The sequence below is a fragment of the Rhodanobacter soli genome (genome assembly GCF_040548735.1).
In the GTDB taxonomy this organism is placed as follows: Bacteria; Pseudomonadota; Gammaproteobacteria; order Xanthomonadales; family Rhodanobacteraceae; genus Rhodanobacter; species Rhodanobacter soli_A.
Window position 1 is genome coordinate 964,346 of the sequence record NZ_JBEPSD010000001.1, and the last position, 26,282, is coordinate 990,627.

The 26,282-nt window shown below is 67.3% G+C and carries 22 protein-coding genes; 10 read left to right on the forward strand and 12 right to left on the reverse strand.

Going from position 1 to position 26,282, the window contains the following annotated elements; all coding sequences use genetic code 11:
- Nucleotides 1-49 precede the first annotated feature (49 nt).
- Nucleotides 50-784 carry a 16S rRNA (uracil(1498)-N(3))-methyltransferase gene (locus ABIE04_RS04600; RefSeq protein WP_354547396.1) on the forward strand — a complete coding sequence of 245 codons (735 nt, stop codon included), beginning with the start codon at nucleotides 50-52 and terminating at the stop codon, nucleotides 782-784.
- Between the two features lie 21 nt (nucleotides 785-805).
- On the opposite strand, the gene ABIE04_RS04605 is transcribed toward ABIE04_RS04600, so the two are convergent.
- The 7 genes from ABIE04_RS04605 to pilG form a co-directional block, all read right to left on the reverse strand.
- Nucleotides 806-1,315, reverse strand: coding sequence for a chemotaxis protein CheW (locus ABIE04_RS04605; RefSeq protein WP_354547397.1), 510 nt, complete (start codon nucleotides 1,313-1,315; stop codon nucleotides 806-808).
- On the reverse strand, nucleotides 1,312-3,036 hold the full coding sequence (locus ABIE04_RS04610; protein WP_354547398.1) for a chemotaxis protein CheB: 1,725 nt from the start codon (nucleotides 3,034-3,036) through the stop codon (nucleotides 1,312-1,314). Before ABIE04_RS04610 ends, ABIE04_RS04605 begins: the two co-directional genes overlap by 4 nt.
- Complete coding sequence (locus ABIE04_RS04615; protein WP_354547399.1) at nucleotides 3,029-9,010, reverse strand: Hpt domain-containing protein; 5,982 nt, start codon at nucleotides 9,008-9,010, stop codon at nucleotides 3,029-3,031. The genes ABIE04_RS04610 and ABIE04_RS04615 overlap by 8 nt, the downstream gene beginning before the upstream one ends.
- A gap of 103 nt (nucleotides 9,011-9,113) precedes the next feature.
- On the reverse strand, nucleotides 9,114-11,144 hold the full coding sequence (locus tag ABIE04_RS04620) for a methyl-accepting chemotaxis protein (RefSeq protein WP_354547400.1): 2,031 nt from the start codon (nucleotides 11,142-11,144) through the stop codon (nucleotides 9,114-9,116).
- 129 nt (nucleotides 11,145-11,273) lie between these two features.
- The gene (locus ABIE04_RS04625) at nucleotides 11,274-11,813 is read right to left on the reverse strand and encodes a chemotaxis protein CheW (RefSeq protein WP_354547401.1); all 540 of its coding nucleotides are present in this window, start codon (nucleotides 11,811-11,813) and stop codon (nucleotides 11,274-11,276) included.
- A complete protein-coding gene (locus ABIE04_RS04630; protein WP_214555566.1) occupies nucleotides 11,810-12,181 on the reverse strand; it encodes a response regulator in 372 nt (123 codons plus the stop codon). The genes ABIE04_RS04625 and ABIE04_RS04630 overlap by 4 nt, the downstream gene beginning before the upstream one ends.
- Nucleotides 12,182-12,203: 22 nt before the next feature.
- Nucleotides 12,204-12,602 carry a twitching motility response regulator PilG gene (gene pilG / locus ABIE04_RS04635; RefSeq protein ID WP_056389115.1) on the reverse strand — a complete coding sequence of 133 codons (399 nt, stop codon included), beginning with the start codon at nucleotides 12,600-12,602 and terminating at the stop codon, nucleotides 12,204-12,206.
- 362 nt (nucleotides 12,603-12,964) lie between these two features.
- Between pilG and gshB the strand changes: the two genes are divergently transcribed.
- From gshB to ABIE04_RS04670, 7 genes are all read left to right on the forward strand, one after another.
- Nucleotides 12,965-13,942: a glutathione synthase gene (gene gshB, locus ABIE04_RS04640; RefSeq protein WP_354547402.1), complete on the forward strand. Its 978-nt coding sequence runs from the start codon at nucleotides 12,965-12,967 to the stop codon at nucleotides 13,940-13,942.
- Nucleotides 13,939-14,808: an energy transducer TonB gene (locus tag ABIE04_RS04645; protein ID WP_354547403.1), complete on the forward strand. Its 870-nt coding sequence runs from the start codon at nucleotides 13,939-13,941 to the stop codon at nucleotides 14,806-14,808. Before gshB ends, ABIE04_RS04645 begins: the two co-directional genes overlap by 4 nt.
- A gap of 52 nt (nucleotides 14,809-14,860) precedes the next feature.
- Nucleotides 14,861-15,430, forward strand: a complete 570-nt coding sequence (locus ABIE04_RS04650) for a YqgE/AlgH family protein (protein ID WP_354547404.1) — start codon at nucleotides 14,861-14,863, stop codon at nucleotides 15,428-15,430.
- Nucleotides 15,427-15,903 carry a Holliday junction resolvase RuvX gene (gene ruvX, locus ABIE04_RS04655; protein ID WP_354547405.1) on the forward strand — a complete coding sequence of 159 codons (477 nt, stop codon included), beginning with the start codon at nucleotides 15,427-15,429 and terminating at the stop codon, nucleotides 15,901-15,903. Before ABIE04_RS04650 ends, ruvX begins: the two co-directional genes overlap by 4 nt.
- On the forward strand, nucleotides 15,900-16,826 hold the full coding sequence (locus ABIE04_RS04660; RefSeq protein ID WP_354547406.1) for an aspartate carbamoyltransferase catalytic subunit: 927 nt from the start codon (nucleotides 15,900-15,902) through the stop codon (nucleotides 16,824-16,826). Before ruvX ends, ABIE04_RS04660 begins: the two co-directional genes overlap by 4 nt.
- 101 nt (nucleotides 16,827-16,927) lie before the next feature.
- On the forward strand, nucleotides 16,928-18,715 hold the full coding sequence (locus ABIE04_RS04665) for a hypothetical protein (protein ID WP_354547407.1): 1,788 nt from the start codon (nucleotides 16,928-16,930) through the stop codon (nucleotides 18,713-18,715).
- 239 nt (nucleotides 18,716-18,954) lie between these two features.
- Nucleotides 18,955-19,332 carry a BON domain-containing protein gene (locus ABIE04_RS04670; RefSeq protein WP_354547408.1) on the forward strand — a complete coding sequence of 126 codons (378 nt, stop codon included), beginning with the start codon at nucleotides 18,955-18,957 and terminating at the stop codon, nucleotides 19,330-19,332.
- A gap of 72 nt (nucleotides 19,333-19,404) precedes the next feature.
- Here ABIE04_RS04670 and ABIE04_RS04675 read toward each other — a convergent pair whose 3' ends face one another.
- Nucleotides 19,405-20,574 (reverse strand): PilT/PilU family type 4a pilus ATPase, encoded by a 1,170-nt coding sequence (locus ABIE04_RS04675; protein WP_354547409.1) that lies wholly within the window; start codon nucleotides 20,572-20,574, stop codon nucleotides 19,405-19,407.
- A 55-nt stretch (nucleotides 20,575-20,629) separates the two neighbouring features.
- Nucleotides 20,630-21,667 (reverse strand): type IV pilus twitching motility protein PilT, encoded by a 1,038-nt coding sequence (locus tag ABIE04_RS04680; protein WP_214555575.1) that lies wholly within the window; start codon nucleotides 21,665-21,667, stop codon nucleotides 20,630-20,632.
- Between the two features lie 367 nt (nucleotides 21,668-22,034).
- Between ABIE04_RS04680 and proC the strand changes: the two genes are divergently transcribed.
- Both proC and ABIE04_RS04690 read left to right on the forward strand, forming a co-directional pair.
- Nucleotides 22,035-22,859, forward strand: a complete 825-nt coding sequence (gene proC, locus ABIE04_RS04685) for a pyrroline-5-carboxylate reductase (protein ID WP_354547410.1) — start codon at nucleotides 22,035-22,037, stop codon at nucleotides 22,857-22,859.
- Nucleotides 22,856-23,431, forward strand: a complete 576-nt coding sequence (locus ABIE04_RS04690) for a YggT family protein (protein WP_354547411.1) — start codon at nucleotides 22,856-22,858, stop codon at nucleotides 23,429-23,431. Before proC ends, ABIE04_RS04690 begins: the two co-directional genes overlap by 4 nt.
- An 842-nt stretch (nucleotides 23,432-24,273) precedes the next feature.
- On the opposite strand, the gene ABIE04_RS04695 is transcribed toward ABIE04_RS04690, so the two are convergent.
- The 3 genes from ABIE04_RS04695 to pdxH are packed head-to-tail and all read right to left on the reverse strand — an operon-like array spanning nucleotide 24,274 to nucleotide 26,127.
- The gene (locus ABIE04_RS04695; protein ID WP_354547412.1) at nucleotides 24,274-25,098 is read right to left on the reverse strand and encodes a cobalamin-binding protein; all 825 of its coding nucleotides are present in this window, start codon (nucleotides 25,096-25,098) and stop codon (nucleotides 24,274-24,276) included.
- A gap of 4 nt (nucleotides 25,099-25,102) precedes the next feature.
- A complete protein-coding gene (locus tag ABIE04_RS04700; protein WP_354547413.1) occupies nucleotides 25,103-25,543 on the reverse strand; it encodes a secondary thiamine-phosphate synthase enzyme YjbQ in 441 nt (146 codons plus the stop codon).
- Entirely contained in the window at nucleotides 25,540-26,127 is a 588-nt protein-coding gene (pdxH, locus tag ABIE04_RS04705) for a pyridoxamine 5'-phosphate oxidase (protein WP_354547414.1), read from the reverse strand. Before pdxH ends, ABIE04_RS04700 begins: the two co-directional genes overlap by 4 nt.
- Nucleotides 26,128-26,282 lie beyond the last annotated feature (155 nt).

Here is a 26,282-nt window from a genome sequence, read left to right on the forward strand (position 1 = left end):
GGCGCGCGCCGCGCTATGCTGGGCGGCCGTTCCCGCCCAGCCCGTTCCGATGCGCACGATCCGTATCCACGTCGACCAGCCGCTCGCCGTCTCCGGCGAACCGAACTTGCCGCCACAAGCCGCCGAACACGTGGCACGCGTGCTGCGCATGAATCCCGGCGACCCGCTCACCCTGTTCAACGGCGACGGCCACGACTACGCCGCGGTCATCGTCGCGATGGGCAAGCGTGAGGTGACCGTGCGGGTCGAGTCGAAGCAGGCTTTGCAGAACGAGTCGCCGCTGCCGCTGACCCTGGCCCAGGGCGTGGCGCGCGGCGAAAAGATGGACCTGATCGTGCAGAAGGCGACCGAGCTGGGCGTGGCGCGCATCGTGCCGCTGCTGACCGAACGCTCGGAGGTGAAACTGGACGCCGCCCGCGCGGAAAAGCGGCTGGCGCACTGGCGCGCAGTGGTGGCCAGCGCCTGCGAGCAGAGCGGTCGCGCGCGCCTGCCCGAGATCGTCCCGGCGCTGCCGCTGGCAGCGTGGCTGGACACGCTTGCCGGTGACGGTGCGCTGCGCCTGGCGCTGTTGCCGGCGGCCAGTCGCTCGTCCCGCGAGCTGCGATTCACCGCGGCCGGCGGGCTGCTGGTGGTGGGGCCGGAGGGCGGGCTGGGCGAACGCGATATCGGTGCGTTGACGGCGGCCGGTTTCGACGGCCTGCGGCTGGGGCCGCGCATCCTGCGCACGGAAACCGCCGGGCTGGCCGCGCTGGCGGCGCTGCAGGCCTTGCACGGCGACGGCTAGTCCGCCGTCTGCCGGCTGGCTTCAGTCGTCCGAGTCGGACGACTCCATGGACTCCGCCGGCTCGGCGGCGTCGAGCAGGTCCAGCAAGGTGGCCTCGATCCATTCCAGGTCGGGAATCATCGCCACGTCGTCGCGCACCAGCACGTGCGCACGCACGCCCGGCGGCAGCGGCTTGCCGTCGTGGGTAGGAATGATCAGCTCCGCGTTCAGCGTGGTCAGGCGCGGAAAACCCTGGGTCAGCACGGCGATGAACGGCAGTTTCGGATTGCCGCCGAGCGCCTTCAGCACGGCCACGCGCACGCTCAGCTCGGCATCGCCTTCCTCGGTACCGGCCAGTTCGGTGAACGACACCAGCGGCACGCGCCAGCCGCGCCAGGCGATCCGGCCAAGCAGCCAGGCGGGCGCGCCAGCCACCGGCTCGGGCGTGCTCTGGGTGATCACTTCGGCGATGGTGGCGTTGGGCAGCAACAGGCGCAGGTTGCCCACCGGCACCAGGACGCAGCGGATTTCACGCGGCAACGGATCACTCATGGAAACACCTCAAGCAAGTGCGCCGCCAGTTCGGACGGCGTACCGGAAAAACTGACCAGTCGTTCGGCGAAGATTCCACTGACCATGTCGGCAAAATGTTCCCCGGACGACGACTCTACCCAGACCTGGCCACCGCGATCATGGATCGCCTGCGCACCGGCCACCGCATCGTTGCCGCGCCCGGCGAACACGATCGCCAGCGCGTCGCGGCCGAAGGCGTTCGCGGCCATGGTCAGGCTGGCGTCGATCGACGGCTCCGGCGCCGCCTCGGTGTCGTTCGCCTGCAGGTCGATGCTGCCGTCGCGGCGCAACCGCACCTGCTGCCCGGCCGGCACCAGCAGCACCTCGCCGGGCTTGGCCCGGCCACCCTTGGCCAGCCGCACCGGCAACGCGCAGTTCGCGGCAAACTCCGCTACCAGCGAGGCGTCCGACTGCCCGCCCAGATGCTGGGTGAGCAGGAAGGTCAACCGCGTCGATGCCGGCAGCGCCGCCAGGAACGTGCATACCGCGTCGATGCCGTCGATCGCCGCGCCCAGCAATATGACCCTGCTCAGCGCGCTGCCAAGTTCGTCGAGCACCATCGCGTGTTCGTGTTCGTGTTCGTGCACGTATGCCTGCGGCGCAATGGCCTCCTCCATCGACACCAGCTCGAGACTCATCCTCGGTTCGAGATCGGCGGCGACTGCCTCGACGTCGGGCGCGAGGAAATCGGCAGCGCTCAGCTTCTCGACCCCGAACACCGCGGCATCGAACCTTTCGGGAGCTTCCGGGGCGGCCTGCGCAGCATCGTCGTCCACCAGCGCCCAGCCTTCGGGCGCACGCACGTGCGGCGCGCTGTCGGCCACCGCCGGCTGCGCCGCCGAAGCCGGTATCGTGGCAACCGGGTCGTCCGTCAATGACGACAATTGCAGGTGATCCACCTGGAACGCCGGTGGCGTCACGCCCGACGGTACCGCGGCCGCCGTAGCGGAGGCTGGCTCGACCGGCGCCGCTGCAGCCGGATCCAGCGCTGGCGCCCCGAAGTTTCCATCGTGCAGGGGCGGCAGTTCCTCGTCGTCGACAAAGCGCAGGCCCGGACCGGATTCCGCGTCGTCATCCGCCGGCATGTCGCCGGAAGCCAGCAAGGCTTCCAGTTCTGCCGCCAGGCTCTCCGATTCCGCCGCCGCAATCTGCCCGCGCTGACCATCGAGGTCGTCGTGCATCAGGAAATCGGGCTCCAGTTCGGAACCCGCGGCCGGACCGACCGTCGTTTCGGCCAACGGCTCCACCGCTGCCTCGGCGATCATCGGCTGCGCGACCGCGGCAGCCTCGACCGCCGCCGCTTCCGCCGGTGCGACTGCTGGCGCTTCGACACCGGGAGCACCGCCCGGCCGCGGCGGATCGATATCACCCTCCGCCATCACCTTGACCGCCAGGTGGCGCGCCCAGCGGGCGCGATCCCAGCCGACCAGCGCGCGGCTGGCCTGCGCGTCGTTGAAGACCACGCGCGGGCGGTCGTCGTCGATCACCTCGTAGAGGCGGTCGAGCGCGTCGTCGGCGCTGTCGTCCAGGTTGACCACCAGTACGTCGGCGCCCACCCGCTGCAGCAATTCGCGGCTGAGGCTGGCTACCCCGCCTTCATGCACGATCCGCGCGCCGCGTTCGCACAGCGCCTCGCGCAGCTGGCCGCCCAGTTCGGTATCGTCAAACAGCAGGGCAACCGCAGGAACCGTGTCAATCATGAACCGGCTCCACCGCACGCTGCTCCAGCACCTCCCCGATCTGCACCAGCAACTCGGCCTCCTGGTACGGCTTGCCGAGGTAGCGGTCCACTCCGATGTCGAACGCGCGCTGGCGGTGTTTGTCGCCGCTGCGCGAGGTGATCATGATGATCGGCACGTCGCGCAGTCGCGGGTCCGCCTTCATGTGGGTGGCCAGCTCGTAGCCGTCCATGCGCGGCATCTCGATGTCCAGCAGCATCAGGTCGGGTACGCGCTCGTGCAGTTTCTCCAATGCATCGACGCCGTCCTTCGCCGTGCTGACTTCGTACTCGTGACGCTCCAGCACGCGGCTGGTGACCTTGCGCATGGTGATCGAATCGTCCACCACCATCACCAGCGGCCGCACCTGCACTTCCTCGACCACCGGCGCCTGGACCGCGCTGAGGCCTTCGGCCAGGCGCTGTTCGCGGCGGATGATACCGTGGCGCACCAGCGGCGCCAGATCGAGAATGATCAGCACCGAACCGTCGCCCATGATGGTCGCACCGAGCAGGCCCGGCACCGAGCTGATCTGCGGGCCGACCGACTTCACCACGATCTCGCGCGAGCCGAGCACCGCATCGATGCGGATCGCCGCGCGCAGGTCGCCGGCGCGGGTCAGCAGCAGTGGCTGCTGCTCTTCCTCGGTCGGCAGACCCGGCGGCAGACCCAGCAAGTCGGCCAGATCATGGATGCCGTAGGCCTCGTTGCCGTAACGGAACGACGGCTCGTCCTCGGCCATCAATTCGGCCAGGTCGTCCGGATTGACCCGTGCCACGCCCTGTACCGAGGTCATCGGGATCGCGAACGTCGCCTCGCCGATACGCACCAGGATCGCCTGGGTCACCGCGAGGGTGAACGGCAGGCGCAGGATGAAGGTGCTGCCCTTGCCTTCCTCGGACTCGATCGACAGCGAACCGCCGAGCTGCTTGATCTCGTTCGCCACCACGTCCATGCCGACGCCGCGACCGGCCAGCTGGGTGACCTGGCTGGCGGTGGAGAAGCCCGGCTGGGTGATCAGCGAGAGCAGCTGGTTGTCGGTGGGCCGGGTCTCGGCACGCAGCAGCCCGCGTTCGATGCCGCGCTTGCGGATCGCCTCGCGATTCAGGCCGCGGCCGTCGTCGCTGACCCGGATCACGACTTCGGTGGCCTCGCGCGCGACCGTGATGTGCACCGCGCCCTCGGCCGGCTTGCCGAGCTTGCGGCGTTCGGCGGGGGTTTCGATACCGTGCGCGATCGCGTTGCGCAGCATGTGTTCGAACGGCGCCTTGATGCGATCGAGCAGGTTGCGATCCATTTCGCCATGGGCGCCGTCCACATGGAGCTGGGCGTTCTTGCCCTCCTCCTGGGCGGCCTGGCGCAACGTGCGGCGCAGGTTCGGCACCATCGTGTCGAACGGCAGCATGCGCGTGCGCAGCAGACCGTCCTGCAGTTCGGTACTGACCCGCGACTGCTGGATCAGCAGGGTCTCGGCCTGGCGGGTCAGCTCGTCCAGCATGTTCTGGATCGACACAAGGTCGGATACCGACTCGGCCAGCGCACGCGAGTACTGCTGCAGCTGCGAGTAGCGATCGAGCTCGAGCGGATCGAACGCGGTCAGGCCCGCTTCGCGATGTTCGCGCTGGAAGCGCGCGATGATCTGCGCCTCGGTCTCGATCTCCAGCATGCGCAGCTGGCTGCGCAGGCGCGCGACGGTCTGTTCCAGCTCGACCAGGTTGAAGCGGTAACCGGCGACCTGCTGCTCCAGTCGCGACCGGTAGATCGCCACTTCGCCGGCATGGTTGACCAGGCTGTCGAGCAGGTCGGCGCGGACGCGGATCTGTTCCTGCGAGGAGCGGATTTCCTCCTCTGCCTCCGGCATCAGCTCGGGCAGATCGAGATCGCCCGCGACGGGAACCGCCGGCAATGGCGCCGCTGGAACCGGCATGGGCACCGGCGCCACGTCGTCGGCCAGCGCCGTTTCGCCGGCCAGCGCGAGCAGATGGTCGATCATGGCCTGCGGATAATCGGTGGCCTGGCCTTGCGCCACCTGCTGCACCAAGGCGTGCAACTGGTCGAAGCTCGCCTCCATGGCGGCGATCAGTGGCCCGGTCTTCGAGGTGTCGCGGATCGGCTTCTCGAGCAGCGTCTCGATCGCGTGGCTGAGATCGCCCACCGGCACCAGGCCAGCGATACGCGCACCGCCCTTGAGCGTGTGCAGGTCGCGCTGCAGTTCCGGCACATGCACCAGTTCGGCCGGTTCGGCGTGCCACTGCGCCAGCACGCCATCGGCGTGGTCGAGAATCTCGCGCGCCTCGTCGATGAAGACTTCCAGCAGATCGGCATCGATCTGGCCAGACCCGGCCAGGGCGTAGGCCGGCTCCTGCGCCGCCGCACCGGTCACTTCTTCCGCGGCACGGTTGGCGGCTGCCTGTTCGGCGGCAGCCCGTTCCTCGGCCAGCTTTTCGGCGGCAGCCTGTTCGGCAGCCAGCTTCTCCGCCGTGGCTCGCTCAGCCGCTGCTCGCTCGGCTGCCAGCTTTTCGGCGGCGGCCTGTTCGGCTGCAGCCTGTTCTGCTGCCTGCTCCGCCGCCAACTTCTCTGCCGCGGCCTGTTCGGCTGCCAGCTTCTCCGCCGCGGCTTGCTCTGCTGCGGCCTGCTCGGCCGCCAGCTTTTCGGCAGCTGCCAGCTTGGCAGCCGCCTGCTCGGGTTCGAAGGCATCCAGTGCCGCCACCAATTCGGCAGTCAGCTCGGCATGGTGTGCTTCGTCGGGATGGATTTCCTGCGCTTCGCCGGCATCGGCCGAAGCCCCGCCGGTTGCCTCAGCCTGCGCCGCCATGGCCTCGGACATGCCGGCCTCCAGCGAGGCGGCCATGATCGCCTGGTCGACCCCGGCATGATCTGCCGGGGTAACGGCCTCCGCCGGCTCGACTTCGTCGGCCTGCGGCTCGAACACGACGTGCGCCACCTTCGATTCGGGGTAGTAATCGCGCATGCTGGTGATCTGCGCGGTGAGCGCGTCGGCGTTCGGCAACTGCGGCTCGGCCACGTCGAACTGGCCCATCACGTGGTCGACCACGTCGACCGACTGGCTCAGCAGACGCACGCCATCGGACGACAGCGGCAGGTTGGCGGCGCGCAGGCGCTTGAACAGGCCTTCCAGCGGCGACAGCAGCTGCGTCAGCAGCGGGATGTCGACCATCGCGATCGCACCATGCAGCGTATGCACCGCCCGCAGCAGTTCTTCGCCGATCGGCAGTTCGTCGTCGCAACGCTGGACCGCGGCGCGGATGGTCTGCAGGTACTGCGCCACTTCGCTGCGCAGGATCTCCAGCAGCACCGGATCCACCGGCGGCATCACCGGCATCGCCATGGCCGGCGCGGGTTCAGCCGGCTCCGGCGTGGCGGATACGGCACCCGCATCCGTCAGGCTCGCGGTGGGTACGGCGGCCTCGGCCGCTTCTGCCGCCATGTCGGCACGCGGCACGCGCCGGCGCACGATGCGGCGCACGGTTTCCATGGCCTGCGGCGCATGGTCTTCCAGACGCGCCTGGTTGCCGGCGGCGAGCTGCTCGGCGGTGTGCATGATCGCGCCGAGCGGCACGTTCGGCGCGCCTTCGCCCTTGAGTGCGGCCAGCAGCGGCGGCAACGCATCGATCGCGTGCCGCACCAGCGCCTGCACATTGGCGCCCGGCTCGATGGTGCTGTCCAGCACGCGGTTGAGCATGTCCTCCACTTTCCACGCGAACTCGCCGAGTACACCAGCGCCGACCAGCCGGCCCGAACCCTTCAGCGTGTGGAACGAGCGACGAATGCCGACCAGCGACGAAGTCTGCGCGGGATCGGCCAGCCAGACCTTCTCGGCGCTGCGCAGGTTGTCGATCTCCTCCTGCATCTCCTCCAGGAAGATCTCGCGGATATCGTCGTCGATGCCCTCGGCGTTGATGTTGAAACTGGTGTTCGCCGCCAGCGCGTCGCGCACCGGCACCTGCTCGACCACTTCTTCCTCGACTTCGATCCAGTCGTCGCCCAGCTCGTCGGACCCGTCGTGATCCGGTGCGGTCGCTTCGGTCTGCGCCAGGCGCAGCCCGTCCAGGTCGTGCATGGGCGCTGCAGGCGTCTGGCTGTCGCCGACGAAGAGGTGGCCCAGGTCGTCGCCCGACAACAGGCTGACGGACTCGGACAGCTCCGGATGCTGCTCGCCCTCGCTCGCGTACCCGACGGGCGCCGCCGCTTCCGGCGCGAAAGCCGCCGTGGACGCCGCGCGCGCCGATGGCACGGGCCAGTAGCCGAGCAGTCCGAGGCTGTGTTCGGCCACGTCGAGAATGTGTTCCAGGCCACCGCGGTGCTCGCGCGCGGCCTCCAGGTAATACTCCAGCGCCGCCAGCGCATCGGCCAGCTGGTCCATCTGCGCACCGCTCGGCACGCGCCGGTCTTCCAGCAGTTCATTGCCGATGAAGCGGCCCACGCCCTGGGCCAGCTCGGCCGGACGCGGCGACGACAGCATGCGCATCGCGCCGGCGACCTCGTCCATCAGGACCGGCGCACCGGCCAGTCGGTCGTGCTCCCAGCCGGATTCGACGAACGCAACGATCGCGTCCTTGACCTTGCCGGTATTGGCAATCGCCTCCTGCATCAGCGTGGTGACGACACCCAGCGCCTCGCTGCGCGGAAGGGCGTGCATCGTTTCGCCGGTACCCGCCTCGTCCTCGGAACCCAGGCTCTCGATGTGGTCGTCCAGCGATGCCTCGACGTACAGCAGGGCGCCAGCCACGTCGAGCAGGGTCTCCTCGTCGGCTGCGCGCATGCGGTTGGCGATCTCGTCGAGCACGCGTCGCTGCTCGGTCACCACCCGGCGCGGCACCGCCAGCGCCAGCATGCCCAGCGTGTCGCCGACGCGCTCGAGCACTTCGCCCTGCGCGGCCAGCTGTGCCGGATCGCCGTTCTGCTGACGCAGGAACAGGTCCAGCGCCTCCTTGACGCGCAGCAGGTCGTCCTTCAGCGCACGCGACACCGAATCGAGCAGCGCGCGGTTGTGTCCGGCCATCGAGCCGCGGGCGTGTTCCAGTTCGCCGGCATCCGGCAGCAGGCCGTCCAGCGCGTAGGTACTGCGCAGCAGTTCCATCTGCGGGCTGCGCTGCTTGGCCTGGGCCACGATGTAGAGCAGCTTGCAGGCCACGTCGTCCGCATCGCCACCGCGCAGGCTGTCTTCGCCCTGCTCGATCAGCAGGCGGATGTTGCGATCGACCCTGCCGATCAGCTGGCGCACTTCGCCGGCCTGACCCTTGAGGGAGCCTTGTTCCAGGCCTTCCAGCACGCCGGCGGCGATCCACCACAGGCGCCGGCCATGCACGTGATGGCAGCGCGCGGTGATCGCCAGCAGGGTCTTGCGCATGTTGACCAGCTGCTGCGCGGCATTCTGGCCGCGGAACCAGCCGAGCAGCTGCTGCTGGAAGCGCAGGCGCAGGTCCACCAGCTCGCCGCGGTGCGCTTCGGCATACGCTTCGCTCATCGCCGCGGGGGCCTGCTCCGGCAGGAACGCATCGAGATTCGGGTGGAACATCGCCGATTCGGGCAGCGGCTCCTGCTCGCGGCTTGCACGCAGATCGTTCAGCAGCGGCAGCAGCACCACCGGCACGTCGCGGTGGCCGCTGGACAGCCGTTCCAGGTAGTCGGGTAGCTGCATCAGGCCGCGCATCAGTGCGGCGTAGGCTTCCTCGCGATAGGCGACGTGATCCTCGAGCAGGGCGATGGCGAGCGTCTCCATCTCCGTCGTCACCATCGCCGCACCGTACAGCTCGACCATCTGCAGGGTGCCTTGCACCTGATGCAGGTGATCCGCGCAGGTGCGCATGTAGTCGCGCTTGCCCGGATTGTCGACGTACGACTCCAGTGCCTCGCGGGCGATCGACAAGGTGTCGTCGAGCTCCGGTTTGACCCACTGCAGCGTGGTGAAATCGATGTGGTCTTGAAGTCTCATGCGCCTCTCTCAACGGTTGCACAACGCAAGCATCCTGCAACCAGCGAGACTGCCCCCTGTCTTGTGCTTTTCTCAATCGAACCGAAAACTGGCACGGCCGATGTCAACCCGGCAGCTTGAAGTGAGCCACCGATCGCCGCAGATCGCTCGCCAGTTGCGCCAGCGTACCGATGGAGTCAGCCGTCTGGCTTGCGCCCTGCGAGGTCTGCGAGGTGATCTCCTGAATCGCATTCATTGACACCGAAATATCGGTCGCCGCTGCGGACTGCTCGCGCGCCGCCGTGGAGATGTTCTGAATCAGCGCGGACAAATCGTGCGACACGCGCTCGATGTCGCCCAGCGCGCTGCCGGCGTCCTCCGCCAGTCGCGCACCGGCGACCACTTCGGCGGTGGTCTGCTCCATCGAGTTCACCGCCTCGTTGGTATCGGACTGAATCGTCTGCACCAGCGTCTCGATACGCTTGGTCGCGCTGGTCGAGCGTTCCGCCAGTCGCTGCACTTCGTCCGCCACCACCGCGAAGCCTCGGCCCGCCTCGCCGGCCGAAGCCGCCTGGATCGCCGCGTTCAACGCCAGGATGTTGGTCTGCTCGGCGATGTCGTTGATCAGTTCCACGATCGAGCCGATCTCCTGCGAGGATTCGCCCAGGCGCTTGATGCGCTTGGAGGTTTCCTGGATCTGGTCGCGGATCGAATCCATGCCGGAGATCGTCTCGCGCACCACTTCGGCGCCATGCGAGGCGATCTTCACCGAGCGTTCGGCCACGTCGGCCGACTCGGCGGAATTCTTCGACACATCATCCATCGAGCTGGCGATCTGGTTGATCGCCGAGGTCGCGGTGCTGATCTGCTGCGCCTGCTGCTCGGCCGCGTTGGCCAGGTGGCGGGCGGTGGTCTGCGTTTCCTGCGCCGACGACGACACCTGCTCGGAGGTCTCGTTGATGGTGGTCACCAGGGATCGCAACTCGTCGATGGCGTAGTTCACCGAGTCGGCGATCGCGCCGGTGATGTCCTCCGACACCGTCGTCTTCACGGTCAGGTCGCCTTCCGCCAGCGAGCCCATTTCGTCCAGCAGGCGCATGATCGCTTCCTGGTTGCGCTGGTTCAGCTCGGTACTCTGGGCGAACCGGCGGCGCTGGTCGCGCACCAGGGTGATGACCAGCAGCAGGGCGAATGCCACCGCCGCGATCGCGCCGAGCAGGCCCCACCACACATTCGGGAACAGCCGGCGCAGCGGCAGCTTGCCGATCTGTTCGGACAGGTCGTTCGCGCGCAGCAGCACGGTCTGCGAATCCAGCGAGGCCTGGTTGCCCGCGCGCTTCACGTCGGCGATGTTGCCGGCGGCGGCGACCAGCTTGGCCACCGGGTCGGCCAGCTGGGCCCAGCTGGCGTCCATGTCGGTGAGGATCTTGCGCGCATTCGCATCGTTGATCGGCTTCACGCCACTGTCGGGATTGCCCTCGATCAGGCCCTTCAGCACGTTGCCGTACAGCTGCGCGTCGCGGGACAGGCCGTCGGCCGCCGACTGGGCACTGTCGCCGCCCTGCAGCACTTCCTGCACGCGGCGGATGATGCGGTCGGCGGACAGCATCTGGCGGGAGGTGCCCAGCATCTGTTCGGAACTGCCGTTGCGCTGCTGCAGGATGTTGACCACCTGCTCCATGCTCGAGTTGAGCAGCGGCATCTGCTGCGCAAGGGTACCCGCGCGCTGCCCGGAATCGAGCACCACCGCCTTGTTGGACAGGATCTTGCCGATATCCGCGTCGAGCTGCTTCCAGGAAGCGTCGAGCGCGCTTACGGCGCGACCCGCAGGCGTGGCGTTGTTGTCTGCATAGGGCTGCATGCCGCTCTTGGGGTCGCCCTTGTCCAGTCGCTGCACGGCCGAATCGATCGCATTGCGGGTGGATTCGAGTTCCTTGAAGGAGTCGATGTTGCCGTCCGCCGATTCCAGCGCGAATTTCGCCGTCTGCTGTGACAGCACCTGGATCTGCGTGGTCAGCGCGATCGCCTGGCGATCCTCGCCGTTCTTCTGGTTGAGCAGGAAGAAGTCCAGCGCCGCGAAACCGATCGCAATCAGCAGCAGGACAATAAGTGCGGTGTAACCGCGTTCCCTGCTGACGCCCCCTGTAGTGCTCATGTTCACCTCATCCGTCTAACTGATTACGCTGCCGGCCCCGCGGAGTGGGTACCGGCCAGGGAATGCTTGTCCCAAGTTTCCGGCCCACGCGGGCGCCGGCCCTTCATGTCACTGCAGCCTGCCGCGGTGTCAGGCCGCGGCCTGCCGGAAATCCGGTGCGCGCACCAGCCGGTTCATGCTGAAAATGGCCAACTGCTGCTCGCCCACGCGGCTGTCGACGAAGCGGGCGAGTCGCGGATCGTCTTCGCGCCCTGCCTCGCGTCGCTGTTCTTCGTCCACCGTGCGCTGGCCGAATACCTCGTCCACAAGCAGCGCCACGTTGCCGCCGCCCTGGCGCACCACCAGCAGGCGGGCGCGTTCGGTGTGCTGCGTGCGATCGCCGAACAGGAAGCGGCCGAAATCGATCACCGGCACCAGGTTGCCGCGCACGTTGGCCACGCCGAGCAACCACGGCTGGGTGCCCGGCACCGGCGTCAGCACCGGTACCGCCAGCAGCTCGTTGATCTCGTCGATGCCGCTGACCAGCAGGCGCGAACCGACCCGGAAACCGATTCCGCGCCACAACCCGGGCGCCTCGAACTTGTCCTGCGTATCCGACGCATGCCCGAGCGACAGCCGCTCGTAATGGGCCAGGATCTCGAAGGGAGTGCGGTTGACGGACTGGTTCATTTCTCGCTCGGCAACAATTCGTTGATGCAGGCCAGCAGCTCTTTTTCGTTCACCGGCTTGGTGATGAAGGCCTTGGCGCCCTGGCGCAGGCCCCAGACACGGTCGGTTTCCATCGACTTGGTGGTGATCATCACGATCGGCACGCTCTGGGTCTTCGGGTCGCGCGTGAGCGTGCGCGTGGCCTGGAAACCGTTCATGCCGGGCATGATCACGTCCATGATGACCAGGTCGGGCATGTCGGCGCGCACGCGCTCGATGCCCTCCTCGGCCGTGCTGACGGCGACGACCTGGTGCCCGGCCCGTTCAAGCAGCGTGGTGAACACGCGCACGTCGGTCGGCGAATCGTCGATGATGAGAATGGTGGCCACAGGTCCCCCTCAGAATCTGCAGTCAGTGGCTCGATACCGTGCTGACGTGGCGATGGATGGCACCAAGCAGTTCGTCCCGCGTGAACGGCTTGGTCAGATACTGCTCGGCACCGACGATGCGGCCACGCGCCTTGTCGAACAGGCCATCCTTGGAGGACAGCATGATCACCGGCGTAGCGCGAAACTGCGGATTGTTCTTGATCAGCGCGCAGGTCTGATAGCCATCCAGCCGCGGCATCATGATGTCGACGAAGATGATCGCAGGCTTCTGGTCGGAGATCTTGGCCAATGCCTCGAAGCCGTCGACGGCGGTCAATACCTCGCAACCCTCTTTTTTCAGCAGGGTTTCCGCGGTGCGGCGGATGGTCTTGGAGTCATCGATCACCATGACCTTGAGACCAGCCAAGTCATTAGCACTCATGTTCAAATTCACTTACTCCCCCTGCGGCCCGCCCCGAGCTCAGGATAGGCACCAAGACATGCAACAGCCATGCCGGACGGCGCGCATGTAAAAAAGTCGAAAACGTGACACCGGCAGCCGCTCTATGACGGTGAATCCAATGGCTTTGTTGTTTACTGCCTGCCCGCCGAGACTGTCAAGCAATAATCGCCCGCACCACCCACCGACGCACAAGGTGACCCATATTGGCACCATCTGGCCACCGGCGACAGCGGCAGGGATGTCGGCTTTGTCGCAATTCGATGGCCTCGGCAGCCATCCGTCTTAGTATAGCGGGCTGATGCTGCACGCCCCCACGGGCAAGCCACCCACGGAGAACCACGATGACCCTTTCGGTCGGCGTGCTGATGGACCCCATCGGCGCGATCAAGATGGCCAAGGACACCAGCTTCGCGATGCTGCTGGAAGCCCGCCGCCGCGGCCACTCGCTGCACTACTTCGAACAGGGCGACCTGGCGCTGCGCGACGGCGAGCCGTGGGGACGGATTGCGCCGCTCGACGTGCGCGAGGACCCGCAGCGCTGGTACACGCTGGGTCCGGCGCAGTGGCGCGACCTGCGCGAACTCGACGTGGTGCTGATGCGCAAGGACCCGCCGGTCGACGCCCAGTTCATCTATGACACGATGGTGCTGGAAGCGGCCCAGCGCGGCGGCGTGGCGGTGATCAACGACCCGCGCTCGCTGCGCGACTGCAACGAGAAGCTGTTCGCGCTGGCGTTTCCCGCATGCATCGCCCCGACCCTGGTCTCCCGCGATGCCGGTGAACTGCGCCGGTTCACCGCCGAACATGGCGAGGTGGTGCTGAAACCGCTGGACGGCATGGGCGGGCGCGGCATCTTCCGGGTCAAGGCCGGCGACAGCAACCTCAACTCCATGCTGGAAACCCTGCTCGGCGGCGACGCCCACGGTGCCGGGCGACAGTTCGCGATCGCGCAGAAATACATCCCGGAAATCAGCGCCGGCGACAAGCGCATCCTGGTGGTCGATGGCGAACCGGTGCCGTACGCGCTCGCGCGCATCCCGCAGGGCGACGAATTCCGCGGCAACCTGGCCGCCGGCGGGCGTGGCGTCGGCGTCCCGTTGTCCGAGCGCGACCGCTGGATCGTGAGCGAGGTGGCGCCCGAACTCCGCCGGCGCGGCCTGCTGTTCGTGGGGCTGGACGTGATCGGCGACTACCTGACCGAGATCAACGTCACATCCCCGACCTGCGTGCGTGAACTCGACGCGCAGTTCGGGCTTAACATTGCCGGCCAGCTGTTCGACGTCATCGAGCAGCACGTCACCGGAAACCGCAAAGCGTGAGCGCCACCGCAACCGTCAACTCTCCACCCGACCCGATCGGTGCCACCCTGCTGTTCTCGCTGCTGCTGCACGGCGTGCTGCTGCTGGGCATCACGTTCCATTTCGTGAAGTCCACGCCGAGCCTGCCCACCCTGGACGTGACCCTGGTCAACGTGGCCAACCAGCAGGCGCCGGACAAGGCGGATTTCCTGGCCCAGGCCAACAACGCCGGCGGCGGCCAGAGCGACCGTGCCGCGCGGCCGTCGGATTTGTTCTCCGGCGCGATTCCGAAGCCCGATCCCGGCATCGCGGCGCAACCGGTCGAAGCCACCACGCCGCGGCCGCGCGAGGCCACCCCGACGCGCATGCTCACCACCAGTGGCGCCACCGATTTCCGCGTGACCAGCGATACCGCGCGTACCCAGGTCGACCCGCAGGAGCAGGCGCCGACCGCCGAAGAACTGAAGCGCCAGCAGGCGATCGCCCAGCTCGCCGCCGAATTGCGCCAGAAGAAGGTGGCGTACGCCAAGCGGCCGAAGGTCAAGTACCTCACCGCCAGCACCCGGGAATACGCCTACGCCGCCTACATGCGCGGCTGGTCCGACCGCGTGGAGCGGGTCGGCAATCTCAACTACCCGGAAGAAGCGCGCCGCCGCGGCCTGCATGGCGACGTGCTGCTCACGGTGGTGCTCAGCCTCGACGGCAGCATCAAGAGCATCGAGGTGATCCAGAGTTCCGGCCAGAAGGTGCTGGACGCCGCCGCCGAGCGCATCGTGCGCCTGGCCGCGCCGTTCCCGCCGGCGCCCAGAAGCGCAGAGCGCATCGACGAGCTCAATATCACCCGCACCTGGCGCTTTCAGCCGAACAACGTGCTGCAGACTCGCTGAACGAAGGCGCCGATCTTCTGCGCACGGCACGCGCTGCGCTTACAATGCGCACATGACCGCCGTGCAGCCCTCGACCCTCACCGGGCATTTCCTGATCGCCATGCCGAACCTGGCCGATCCGCCGTTCTCGCGTGGCGTGGCGCTGCTGTGCCAGCACGACGAGGACGGCGCGGTCGGCCTGCTGGTGAACCAGTTGTCCGAATACCGCCTGGGCGACGTGCTGGCACAGATGAAACTGGAATGCATGGACAGCGAACTGGCCGACGCGCCGGTGCTGATCGGCGGCCCGGTGCAGCAGGAGCGCGGCTTCGTGCTGCATCGCGAACCCGGCGACTGGGACTCCAGCTACCGCATCAACGACCACTGGTCGGTCACCACCTCGCGCGACATCCTGGTCGCGATGGCCGCCGGCGAAGGTCCGCGTCAGGCGATCATGGTGCTCGGCTACGCCGGCTGGGACGCCGGCCAGCTGGAGCAGGAACTGATGGCGAACGCGTGGCTCACCGCCGAGGCCTGCGGGCGGGTGGTGTTCGACACCCCGCTGGAGGAACGCTGGAGCGCCGCTGCCGGCCTGGTCGGGGTCGACCCGCGCCAGCTGTCCGGCTACGCGGGTCACGCATGAGCTGTGTGTTCGGCTTCGACGTCGGCAGCCGGCTCACCGGCGTGGCGATCGGCAATACCTTCACCGCCAGCGCGCGCGCGCTGACCACCCTCACCGTGCGCGACGACGGCAACCCGGACTGGCAACGCCTCGACACACTGCGTCAGGAATGGCAGCCCGACACCCTGGTGGTCGGCCTGCCGCTGACCCTGGACGGCGCCGAGCAGCCCGCCAGCCGCCGCGCCCGCCAGTTCGCCACCCAGTTGCAGCAGCGCTACAGCCTGCCGGTCGTGCTGGTCGACGAGCGGCACAGCTCGCAGGAAGCCGCGCAGCGGTTCGCCGCCGCCCGTGCGGTGGGGCTCAAGCGCCGCCGCGATGCCGCCGGCATCGACGCCGAAGCGGCCGCGGTCATCCTCGAGCGCTGGCTCGCCGGTGGCCGAAAACCCCGGCCACTGAACAGACCTTCCCTTTCCACCCCAGACCCGCCGCCATGAGCCCTCGCCTGCGCCACCTGACCACCCTGGAAAACCTGCCGCGCGAGACGATCGAGCGCCTGCTCGATCGCGCCGAGTCCCTGCGCGATGCCTGCGCGCACGGCACCCGCAAGCTCGACGTGCTGGCCGGTCGCACCGTGCTGAACCTGTTCTTCGAGCCGTCCACGCGCACGCGCACCTCGTTCGAGCTGGCCGCACGGCGGCTGGGCGCCGACGTGATCAACTTCGATATCGGGCTGTCCTCGACCAGCAAGGGCGAGGAGCTGTTCGACACCCTGCACACGCTCGAGGCGATGCATCTGGACGCCATCATCGTGCGCCACAAGCAATCGGGCACGCCGGAGATGCTGGTGCACCACGCGATGAGCGGTGTATCCGTGATCAACGCCGGCGACGGCAACAACGCGCACCCCACCCAGGGCCTGCTGGATGCGCTGACGATCCGCCAGCACCGGCCGGATTTCGAGAACCTCAGCGTGCTCATCTGCGGCGACATCAAACATTCGCGGGTGGCCCGTTCGGACATCAATGCGTTCGCCGCGCTGGGAATGAAGGAAATCCGTCTGTGCGGACCGGCCGAACTGATGCCGGCAGCGGACGAGGCGCCGCAAGCTCGCCGCTACGACCATTTCGACCAGGCCATCGACGGTGTCGACGCAGTGATCATGCTGCGCCTGCAGAAAGAGCGCATGGCCAGCATCGAGCTGCCGGACGAAGCGGCGTATTTCGCCCATTACGGGCTGGACCGGCGACGACTGGGCCTGGCCGCCCCGGGTTGCCTGGTGATGCACCCGGGCCCGATCAACCGCGGCATCGAGATTGCCTCGGACGTGGCCGACGGCGCGCAGTCGCGCATCCTCGAACAGGTCGGCAACGGCGTGTTCGTGCGCATGGCCGTGCTCAACGAAGTGCTGGCCCGCTGAACCGTTTCGCCAGGCCTGCAGTTGCCCGCTGCCGGCCACGGCAGCGCCCCGGGCAAGCGGGCATAATGACCGGCGCACCATTCACCACACTGGGGATCAACATGCGATCGACGACGCGATACATCGCGCTGGGTTTCGCCGGCGTCATGCTGGCGGCCTGCGGGCACAAGGACAAGGATGCACCCCTGGCTTTCGTACCGGCGGACACGCCGTACGTGGTGGCCAACCTCGACATCATGGACGACGCCACCCGCGGCGCCCTGCTCGCCCAGGCCGATGCGCAATTGCCGTCCCAGCTGGCCCAGCTCGACGCCAGCGCCGAACGGCTGGCCAAGAAGGATCCCGATGGCGCCCGCCTGTTGCGTGCGCTGCGCACCGAATTTGACGGCAAGACCATCGAGACCTTCGCCCAGGGTGCCGGCCTGAACCTCAAGGGTTACTCCGCGTTCTATGGCCTGGGCCTGGCACCGGTGCTGCGCTTCCAATTGAGCGATCCGGGCGCGTTCGAAGGTTTCGTCGGCCGGCTGGAAACCGCCTACGGCAAGAAGCTCGATGTCGCCAACGTGGACAAGCAGAGCTACCGCAAGTACGCGTTCCCCGCTTCCGGCACCGAGGTGGTGCTGGCCACGGTCAACAAGCAGGCGGTGGCTGCGCTGTTGCCGGCGAACGCCTCACCGGCCATGCTGCGCCAGGCGCTGGGCCTGGACCGGCCGCAGAAGAGCCTGCAGGATGACGGCCGGCTCGCCACGCTGGCCAAGGCCAAGGGCTATCAGAAGTGGCTGGTCGGCGAACTGGACCTGACCCGCGCGCTGCCGTTGGCGGTCAGCGGCAAGGACCCGCTGGTCGGCGCGATCCAGAAAGCCCATGCCGAAGCCATCGCCGCCAAGACCGGCGAGCCGGTCGCCACCCAGCTGCAGACCTCGCCCAGTTGCGCCACCGACGCCGCACGCATCGCCGCGCGCGTTCCGGCGGTGAGCTTCGGCTACACCAAGCTGGACGCGAAGCACCAGGACGTACGTTTCGACGTGGCGCTGGCCGACGACATCAGCAAGGCGTTTGCCGGCCTCAAGGTGGAGTTGCCTGGTCTGGGCAGCGCCGGCGCCGCGCCGTTCGACCTCAGCGTGGCGCTGCCGGTTTCCAACGTGCGCACGTTCTGGCTGGCCCAGGCCGATGCCGTGGCCGCCAAGCCGTTCAGCTGCCCCTCGCTGACCGATCTCAACGACAGTTTCGCCAAGCTCGGCCCGGCCATGCAGAAGGCGGCGATCCCGCCATTCGGCGACATGCTCGGCCTGCGCATCGTGCTGGACTCACTGGCGCCGGGCAAGGACGCCGGCCTGCCCACGTTCACCGGGCGTCTCGTGCTCGGCACCAGCAATCCCGAAGGCCTGCTCGCGATGGGTCAGGTGATGGTGCCGGCGCTGGCTCAGCTGAAGCCCGCCCATGACGGCAAGCCGCTGCCGCTGCCGAAGGAGATGGTCGGCATGCTGGGCCAGCCGGCGTGGATTGCCATGGGCGAAAAGGCGCTCGCGCTCGGCGTCGGTGCCGGCGAGGACGCACGCCTGAGCGACACCTTGAAGGCCCCGGTCGGCGACGCCGGCCAAATGGGTCGCATGCATATCAGCGGCGCGATGTACCTGAGCTGGTTGCAGCTGATGGAACAGAAGATCGACAGCCTTGCCGCCGCGACCGCAACGCTCAGCAAGAGCGACGAACCGTCGATCGACGACAGCGACCGCGACGATGCCGCCGACGCCGCCGCCGAGCTGGCACGCTCCAAGGCACAGTTCGCCGCGATGAAGTCCCAGGCCGAACGCGTCGACAGCATCGATGCGGAGATGCGCGTCGACACCGGTGGCATGGTGATCACCAGCCAGACCTTGCTGAAGTAAGCGACGGCGCTCGACGAGAAGCCGGGGCGCTGCGGCGCCCCGGCTTTTTCATGCATGGCCCACGCCATTCAACGCGATTCCAACATCGCCGTGACCCACCCTTCGCATCCGTAATCCCGCGCTGAACCGGCAGCGGCCGCGGCCACGCGGCGTTCACGACGCGGCTGTTGCCATGGCAACCACGGCATCCCGTCTGTCCTTCCTCCGACAGGCATCGCCATTACACCAAGGAGATCGCCATGCGCACTTCCACGATCCGCAACAGTTTGTACGCCACCACCCTGATGTTCGCCTTTGCGGCCATCCCGTTCGGCCAGGTCATGGCCCAGGACGCCGGCGCGCGGATGCAGCAATCGTCCGACAACCAGACCGTGCCGGACAAGGCAGCCGATGCCTGGATCACCACCAAGGTGAAATCCGAGTTCGGCACCACCAAGGGCATCTCGGCCACCAACATCTCGGTCTCGACCCACGATGGCGTCGTTACGCTCAGCGGCACGGTCTCCTCGCAAGCCGAGAAGGAGCGCGCCGAGCGCGTCGCCCAGCTCGTCAAGGGCGTGAAGAGCGTGGACAGCAGCGGCCTGACGATCGGCGGCATGCCGCCCACGGAGAAGTAGGCGCATGGGACATGCAGCCAATGAAAAAGGCGCCCGCGGGCGCCTTTTTCATCTGTCGCTACAGCAGCAGCTCTAGCGATTGAGGAAGTTGGCGCCACCGAGGTTATGCGCGTCGCGGGTTTCCTCCAGCTCGACGCCGTCCAGGCCTTGCGACAAGGTATGCGCGTCGCCGCCCTGCGCCAGCTTGATGCGCAGGCGCACCTCGTTGGAGCTGTCCGCGTGGCGCAGCGCGTCCTCGTAGCTGATCTCGCCGGCGTGGTACAGCTCGACCAGGCTCTGGTCGAACGTCTTCATGCCGAGCAGGGTGGACTCCTTCATCACTTCCTTCAGCTTGTGGATCTCGCCCTGACGGATGTAGTCCTGTACCAGCGGCGTGCCCAGCAACACTTCCACCGCCACCCGGCGCGCCTTGCCGTCGGGGGTGGGGATCAGCATCTGCGCCACGATGCCCTTCAGGTTCAGTGACAGGTCCATCAGCAGCTGCTGGCGGCGATCTTCCGGGAAGAAGTGCAGGATGCGGTCCATCGCCTGGTTCGCGTTGTTCGCGTGCAGCGTGCACAGGCACAGATGGCCGGTCTCGGAGAAGTTGATCGCGTGCTCCATCGTCTCGCGCGTGCGCACCTCGCCGATCATGATCACGTCCGGCGCCTGGCGCAGGGTGTTCTTCAGCGCGTTGTCCCAGCTGTCGGTGTCGATGCCCAGTTCGCGCTGGGTGATGATGCAGCCCTCGTGCTTGTGCACGTACTCGATCGGGTCCTCGATGGTGATGATGTGGCCGGTCGAGTTCTGGTTGCGGTAGCCGATCATCGACGCCAGCGAGGTGGATTTGCCGGTGCCGGTGCCGCCCACAAAGATGATGATGCCGCGCTTTGTCATCGCCAGCTGCTTGATCACCGGCGGCAGGGTCAGCTCCTCGATCGTGGGAATCTTCGACTCGATCCGGCGCAGCACCATGCCGACGCAGTTGCGCTGGTAGAAGCACGAGACGCGGAAACGGCCCACGCCCTGCGCCGAGATCGCGAACTGGCACTCGTGGGTCTTCTCGAACTCCTCGCGCTGGCCTGGCGTCATCACGTTGAGCACCATGTCGCGCGACTGCTGCACGCTGAGCGGACTCTGCGTGATCGGCACGATCCGGCCCTGCACCTTCATCGAAGGGGCGACACCCGCGGTGATGAACAAGTCGGAAGCCTTCTTGTGCACCATCAGCTTCAGGAATGAGGTGAAATCAAAGTCGCTCATGACGTTGCCCCCGGGGATCGGGAATGGAGTAGCGAAAATCGGGACGGGCCACCAATCACTTGAAGCTGTCCTTGTTCTTGGCGTAGGCGAACGCCTGCTGGCGCGTCACCAGGCCGCGTTTGACCAGATCCTGCAGGCACTGGTCCAGCGTCTGCATGCCGAACTGCTGGCCGGTCTGGATCGACGAATACATCTGCGCGACCTTGTCCTCGCGGATCAGGTTGCGGATCGCCGGGATGCCGACCATGATCTCGTGCGCCGCGATGCGGCCGCCGCCGACCTTCTTCAGCAACGACTGCGAGATCACCGCGCGCAACGACTCGGAAAGCATCGAACGCACCATCGGCTTCTCGCCGGCGGGAAACACGTCGATGATGCGGTCGATGGTCTTCGCCGCCGAGCTGGTATGCACGGTGGCGAAGACCAGGTGGCCGGTTTCCGCGGCGGTCAGCGCGAGGCGGATGGTCTCCAGGTCGCGCAACTCGCCGACCAGGATGTAGTCGGGATCCTCGCGCAGCGCCGAACGCAACGCTTCGTTGAAGCCCAGCGTGTCGCGGTGGATTTCGCGCTGGTTGACCAGGCACTTCTGCGAGGTGTGCACGAACTCGATCGGGTCCTCGATCGTGAGCATGTGCCCGTATTCGTTCTTGTTGATGTGGTCGACCATCGCCGCCAGCGTGGTCGACTTGCCCGAGCCGGTCGGGCCGGTCACCAGGATCAGGCCCTGCGGCTGCTCGATCAGTTCCTTGAAGATGCGCGGCGCGCCGAGGTCTTCCAGCGTCAGCACTTCGGACGGAATGGTACGGAACACCGCGCCGGCACCGCGGTTCTGGTTGAACGCGTTGACGCGGAAGCGCGCCAGCCCGGGAATCTCGAACGAGAAGTCGGTCTCGTAGAACTCTTCGTAGTCGCGCCGCTGCTTGTCCGACATGATGTCGTAGATCAGCGAGTGGACCTGCTTGTGTTCGAGCGCGGGAATGTTGATCCGGCGCACATCGCCATCGACGCGGATCATCGGCGGCAGCCCGGCGGACAAGTGCAGGTCCGAGGCCTTGTTCTTCACCGAGAAGGCAAGCAGTTCGGCAATGTCCATCTGTCGTTTCCCCTCAACCGATCGTCTGGATGGCATGAATTCGTATGCCACATGCGGGGCCGGATGACATTCGCAGGCGTGGTGCGCCGCAGCGCATGGCATCCGGCGCCACGACACCACCTGGACGAACTACCCGAATCCCCCTGTAGCCGCGTCGATACTACTCGCGCAACCGGCTGTGCGGCCAGTCTTTCCGCCGTCAATACGCAAACTGTCGACCCGGTTTGCGCACCCGGTCGAAAAATCGTCATCCGGCCATGATCACGGCATCCGCGGCCGCCGTCCGCCGGCGCCCCGCACGGCAAAATCCGTCGCGATCGCGCCGGCTCCGGTAAGGTACGCGGTCTGGACGGACGAGGAGCCCTGCATGACACGACTTGCCTTCATCGGCGGCGGCAACATGGCGCGCAGCCTGATCGGCGGCCTGCTGAAAACCGGCGTGGCGCCGGCCACCCTCAGCGTGGCCGAGCCGCTGGCCGAGGCGCGCCAGTCGCTCGGCCGCGATTTCGGCATTGCCTGCTATGCCGAAAACCGGCTGGCCGTGGCGGAGGCCGAGGTGATCCTGCTGGCGGTGAAGCCGCAGGTGATGCCGGCGATCCACGCCGACCTGCGCGACATCCTGCAGCGCAACCGGCCGCTGCTGATCTCGATCGCCGCCGGCGTGCGGCTGGACCAGCTGGAGCGCTGGTTCGGTACCACCCTGCCGATCGTGCGCTGCATGCCGAACACGCCCGCGCTGATCGGCGCCGGCGCCACCGGCCTGTGCGCGAACAGCCGGGTCAGTCCGGCGCAGAAGGCGCAGGCGCAGCACATCCTCGATGCCGCCGGGATCACACGCTGGATCGACGATGAGGCGCTGATGGACACCGTCACCGCGCTGTCCGGTTCCGGCCCGGCGTATTTCTTCGCCCTGGTCGAAGCACTGGAAGCGGCCGCGGTGGCGCAAGGCCTGCCCCGCGGCACCGCCCGCGCACTCGCCGCGCAGACCTGCCTGGGCGCCGGTCGCATGCTGGTCGACGGCGGCGAGGACCCCGCCGTGCTGCGCCAGCGCGTCACCTCGCCACACGGCACCACCCAGGCTGCGCTGGAAAGCTTCAGCGCCGATGGCCTGCCGCACATCGTCGCCCGCGCCGTCGCCGCCGCCACCCGGCGTGGCGCGGAACTCGCTGCCGAACTGGACAGACTGCCGTGAGCTATCTGCTGAATGCACTGGCCCTGCTGCTCGACCTGGCGTTCGATGCCGTCGTCACCCTGCTGCTGCTGCGCGTGGCCGCCGAGGCCTGCCGCGCGGACTTCCACAATCCGCTGAGCCAGTTCGTCTACCGCTACACCAACCCGATGCTGGCACCGATCCGCCGCGTGCTGCCGAACTGGCACCGGGTCAACCTGGCCGCCCTGTTGCTGGCGTGGCTGGCGATGCTGGTCAAGCGCCTGCTGCTGTTCGCCCTGCTGGGCGTGATGCCGCACCCGCTCGGCCTGATCGTGCTGTCGCTGGCCGAGCTGCTCGACTTCGTGCTGCTGTTCTACCTGGTGCTGATCTTCGGCTGGTCGCTGTTGAGCATGTTCTCGGTGGACCGCCGCCATCCACTGCTGCAACTCGCCGGCAGCATCGTCGCCCCGTTGCTGCGCCCGCTGCACGGCAAGCTGATCGCCGGCCAGATCGACTTCGCACCGATGGTGGTGATGATCGTGCTGCTGCTGGCGCGGTTGCTGGTGGCGGCGCCGTTGCTGGATGTGGGGGCGCGGTTGGCGCTGGGCGCCTGAACTTTCTCCCTCGTAGCGGACGCTAGTTCGCTCATGGGTTGGTAAGAGCTTTTGAAGCGAAGAGCTTTCGTCTGCCTGCGGCAGCCGAGTTACTTTTCTCTTGCGTGGCCAAGAGAAAAGTAACCCAAAGAGAAGGCCACCCGATGACGCGCCCTACGGGCATCCTGCCCTCCGGGTACGCGGGTGGGCTGCGGGGTTTGTCGACAGGGCATCGGGCAACTGCTCCTGCGTTGCCTCAACTCGGGCATCCATGCCCTCGCCTGCCCTGGCGACAAACTGGCCGACATCCCTGCCGGCCACCCTGCGGGCTTTCCTTCGCCCACCCGCCGCGCCATAGGGGCCCCGGGTAGAGCAGCGCGCTCCCAGCGCGCACTCTTCAGAAGAGCCAGATCAAGACAGGAGCGGGAGCAAAGCCACAGCAAGCGACGCTTTGCTGTGGCTTCTGCTTTTCCGCTTCATCACCGAGTGCGGGCCAGGATGGCCCGCTGCTCTACCGGGGTCCCTTGCGCGGCGGTGAGACGGGGTCGACAGGCCGCGCAGCGGGCGAGTCCATGGATGGACTCGCCTTTTCGAGCGGGCACGACGCCCGCTCGAAAAGCCCGGCCCCGACTCACGGACTTGCCGGGCACGATGCCCGGCAAGCGCCAAGCGGGGGGTCGTTTTCTCTTGGTTACTTCTCTTTTGGACAAGCAAAAGAGAAGTAACTCGAGCGCCGCAGGCGCACGAAAGCTCTTGCCTCTGATGCTTTTCGCTTTGAACGCCACGAGAGCAAGAACATCGCCACGACCGAAGGAAGTCCCTTGCGGACAGAGTGCGCCACAACAAACGGAAAGCGGAAAGGCTCAGCGCAGCGCCCATTCCGCGATGATCCGATGGATCTCGTCCAACCCGTCGAACAGCGCCGCCGGTCCGGGCTGCAGGATGATCGGCGACTTGATCTCGTGCAGTTCGCCATCGCGCACCGCGGGAATCGTGTCCCAGCCCGGCCGCACCGCCACCTTCTCCGGGCGAAAGCGCTTGCCGCACCACGAGCCGAGGATGATGTCCGGGGCGCGCCGCACGACCTCGTCGCCGTTCGGCAGGATGCGCTGCTTCGCCAGCGGTTCGCGGGCGAGTTCGGGGAAGCAGTCATCGCCGCCGGCGATGCCGATGATCTCGGCGACCCAGCGGATGCCGGTGATGATCGGTTCGTCCCACTCCTCGAAATACACCTTCGGCCGCCGCGGCAGTCCTGCGACGGCGGCGCGGATGTCGGCGATGTGCCGCTCGGCGCGCTGCGCGTAGGCTTCGGCTTTTTCGTGGGCGCCGACCATCGCGCCGAGCCGGCGGATGTAGGCCAGGATGCCATCGACGCTGCGGTGGTTGCTGATCCACACCTCGACGCCGGCCTTGATCAGCTCGCGGGCGATGTCGGCCTGGATGTCGGAAAAGCCGATCGCCAGGTCCGGTTCCAGCTTCAGGATCTCGCCGATCTTCGCGCTGGTGAAGGCGGAGACCTTCGGCTTCTCCTTGCGCGCCCGCGGCGGTCGCACGGTGAAGCCGGAAATGCCGACGATGCGGCGCTCCTCGCCGAGCGCGTACAGCACCTCGGTGGGCTCCTCGGTGAGGCAGACGATGCGCTGCGGGAAGTGGTCCGGCAAGCCGGAATCCGGTGCGACGTGATGCATGCGCTCAGTTCCCCAACACGGTCACCACGACCTTGCGCTGGTGCGGGTCGATGCGGTGTTCCCACAGGTAGATGCCCTGCCAGGTACCCAGCATCAGCTTGCCGCCGTGCACCGGCACGCTGAGGCTGACCCCGGTGAGGATCGAACGGACGTGCGCCGGCATGTCGTCCGGGCCTTCCGCGTCGTGCTGGAAGATCGCGTCGCCGTCCGGCACGGCACGGGCGAACCAGCGCTCCAGGTCGTTGCGCACGGCGGGGTCCGCATTCTCGCTGATCAGCAGCGAACAGCTGGTATGCGCGGTGAACACCTGCGCGATGCCCGTCTGCACGTGGCTGGCTGCCACCGCGTCGCCGACCTGCGCGGTGATCTCGCTGAACCCGCGGCCGCGCGTGTGCACGGCAAAGCCACCCTGCGCCACATGCTGCGCGGGCAGCGCCCGGGTCATGGGTAGAGCATCCGGCTGGTCCAGGTCTGGCCGTGGCGATCCCAGCGCACCCGTTCGTGCAGTCGGAACTCGGCGCCGTACCAGAATTCCAGCATGTCCGGCTCGACCACGAAGCCGCCCCAGTGCGGCGGCCGGGTCACTTCGTGGCCTTCGAACTGCTGCTCGTAGCGCGCCACACGCTGTTCGAAGCTGTCACGGTCGGGCAGCGTCTGCGACTGCAGCGAGGCCCACGCGCCGATCTGGCTGCCGCGCGGGCGGCTGGCGAAGTAGGCATCCGACTCCTCCGCCTGCAGCTTGCGCGCCGCGCCTTCCACGCGCACCTGCACGCCCTCGCGCACCTGCTTCCAGTGAAAGCACAGCGCCACCTGCGGATGCGCTTCGAGCTGGCCGCCCTTGTCGCTTTCGTAATTGGTGTAGAAGCGGAAGCCGCGTTCGTCGGCGCCCTTGAGCAGCACGATGCGCGAGGCGACCCGGCCGGAACCGTCCACGGTAGCCAGGTTCATCGCCGTCGGCTCGCGGTCGCCGCTGGCCTTGGCTTCGTCCAGCAGGTGCAGGAAGGTGTCGAGAATCTCGGATTTGAGCATGATGTCTGAAACTTTCCTTTTGCATCGTGGCCGACACGCGCCATCATGGCGCGGATGAACCTGACCGATAATAGTGCAATGCCCCCTTCATCCAGTACCGCCGCACCCCGGATGGCGACGCCATTTTCGCTCATGGAATGTGAAGGCGGCAGCGA

What these genes read in the sequence shown, in the direction of transcription:
- pdxH (WP_354547414.1), bottom strand. Translation starts at nt 26,127, where the DNA reads ATGCTCAAATCCGAGATTCTCGACACCTTCCTGCACCTGCTGGACGAA.
- ABIE04_RS04670 (WP_354547408.1), top strand. Translation starts at nt 18,955, where the DNA reads ATGCGCACTTCCACGATCCGCAACAGTTTGTACGCCACCACCCTGATG.
- ABIE04_RS04620 (WP_354547400.1), bottom strand. Translation starts at nt 11,144, where the DNA reads ATGAGCACTACAGGGGGCGTCAGCAGGGAACGCGGTTACACCGCACTT.
- ABIE04_RS04605 (WP_354547397.1), bottom strand. Translation starts at nt 1,315, where the DNA reads ATGAGTGATCCGTTGCCGCGTGAAATCCGCTGCGTCCTGGTGCCGGTG.
- ABIE04_RS04700 (WP_354547413.1), bottom strand. Translation starts at nt 25,543, where the DNA reads ATGACCCGGGCGCTGCCCGCGCAGCATGTGGCGCAGGGTGGCTTTGCC.
- ABIE04_RS04600 (WP_354547396.1), top strand. Translation starts at nt 50, where the DNA reads ATGCGCACGATCCGTATCCACGTCGACCAGCCGCTCGCCGTCTCCGGC.
- ABIE04_RS04615 (WP_354547399.1), bottom strand. Translation starts at nt 9,010, where the DNA reads ATGAGACTTCAAGACCACATCGATTTCACCACGCTGCAGTGGGTCAAA.
- ABIE04_RS04695 (WP_354547412.1), bottom strand. Translation starts at nt 25,098, where the DNA reads ATGCATCACGTCGCACCGGATTCCGGCTTGCCGGACCACTTCCCGCAG.
- gshB (WP_354547402.1), top strand. Translation starts at nt 12,965, where the DNA reads ATGACCCTTTCGGTCGGCGTGCTGATGGACCCCATCGGCGCGATCAAG.
- ABIE04_RS04660 (WP_354547406.1), top strand. Translation starts at nt 15,900, where the DNA reads ATGAGCCCTCGCCTGCGCCACCTGACCACCCTGGAAAACCTGCCGCGC.
- proC (WP_354547410.1), top strand. Translation starts at nt 22,035, where the DNA reads ATGACACGACTTGCCTTCATCGGCGGCGGCAACATGGCGCGCAGCCTG.
- ABIE04_RS04680 (WP_214555575.1), bottom strand. Translation starts at nt 21,667, where the DNA reads ATGGACATTGCCGAACTGCTTGCCTTCTCGGTGAAGAACAAGGCCTCG.
- ABIE04_RS04650 (WP_354547404.1), top strand. Translation starts at nt 14,861, where the DNA reads ATGACCGCCGTGCAGCCCTCGACCCTCACCGGGCATTTCCTGATCGCC.
- ABIE04_RS04675 (WP_354547409.1), bottom strand. Translation starts at nt 20,574, where the DNA reads ATGAGCGACTTTGATTTCACCTCATTCCTGAAGCTGATGGTGCACAAG.
- pilG (WP_056389115.1), bottom strand. Translation starts at nt 12,602, where the DNA reads ATGAGTGCTAATGACTTGGCTGGTCTCAAGGTCATGGTGATCGATGAC.
- ABIE04_RS04665 (WP_354547407.1), top strand. Translation starts at nt 16,928, where the DNA reads ATGCGATCGACGACGCGATACATCGCGCTGGGTTTCGCCGGCGTCATG.
- ABIE04_RS04625 (WP_354547401.1), bottom strand. Translation starts at nt 11,813, where the DNA reads ATGAACCAGTCCGTCAACCGCACTCCCTTCGAGATCCTGGCCCATTAC.
- ruvX (WP_354547405.1), top strand. Translation starts at nt 15,427, where the DNA reads ATGAGCTGTGTGTTCGGCTTCGACGTCGGCAGCCGGCTCACCGGCGTG.
- ABIE04_RS04610 (WP_354547398.1), bottom strand. Translation starts at nt 3,036, where the DNA reads ATGATTGACACGGTTCCTGCGGTTGCCCTGCTGTTTGACGATACCGAA.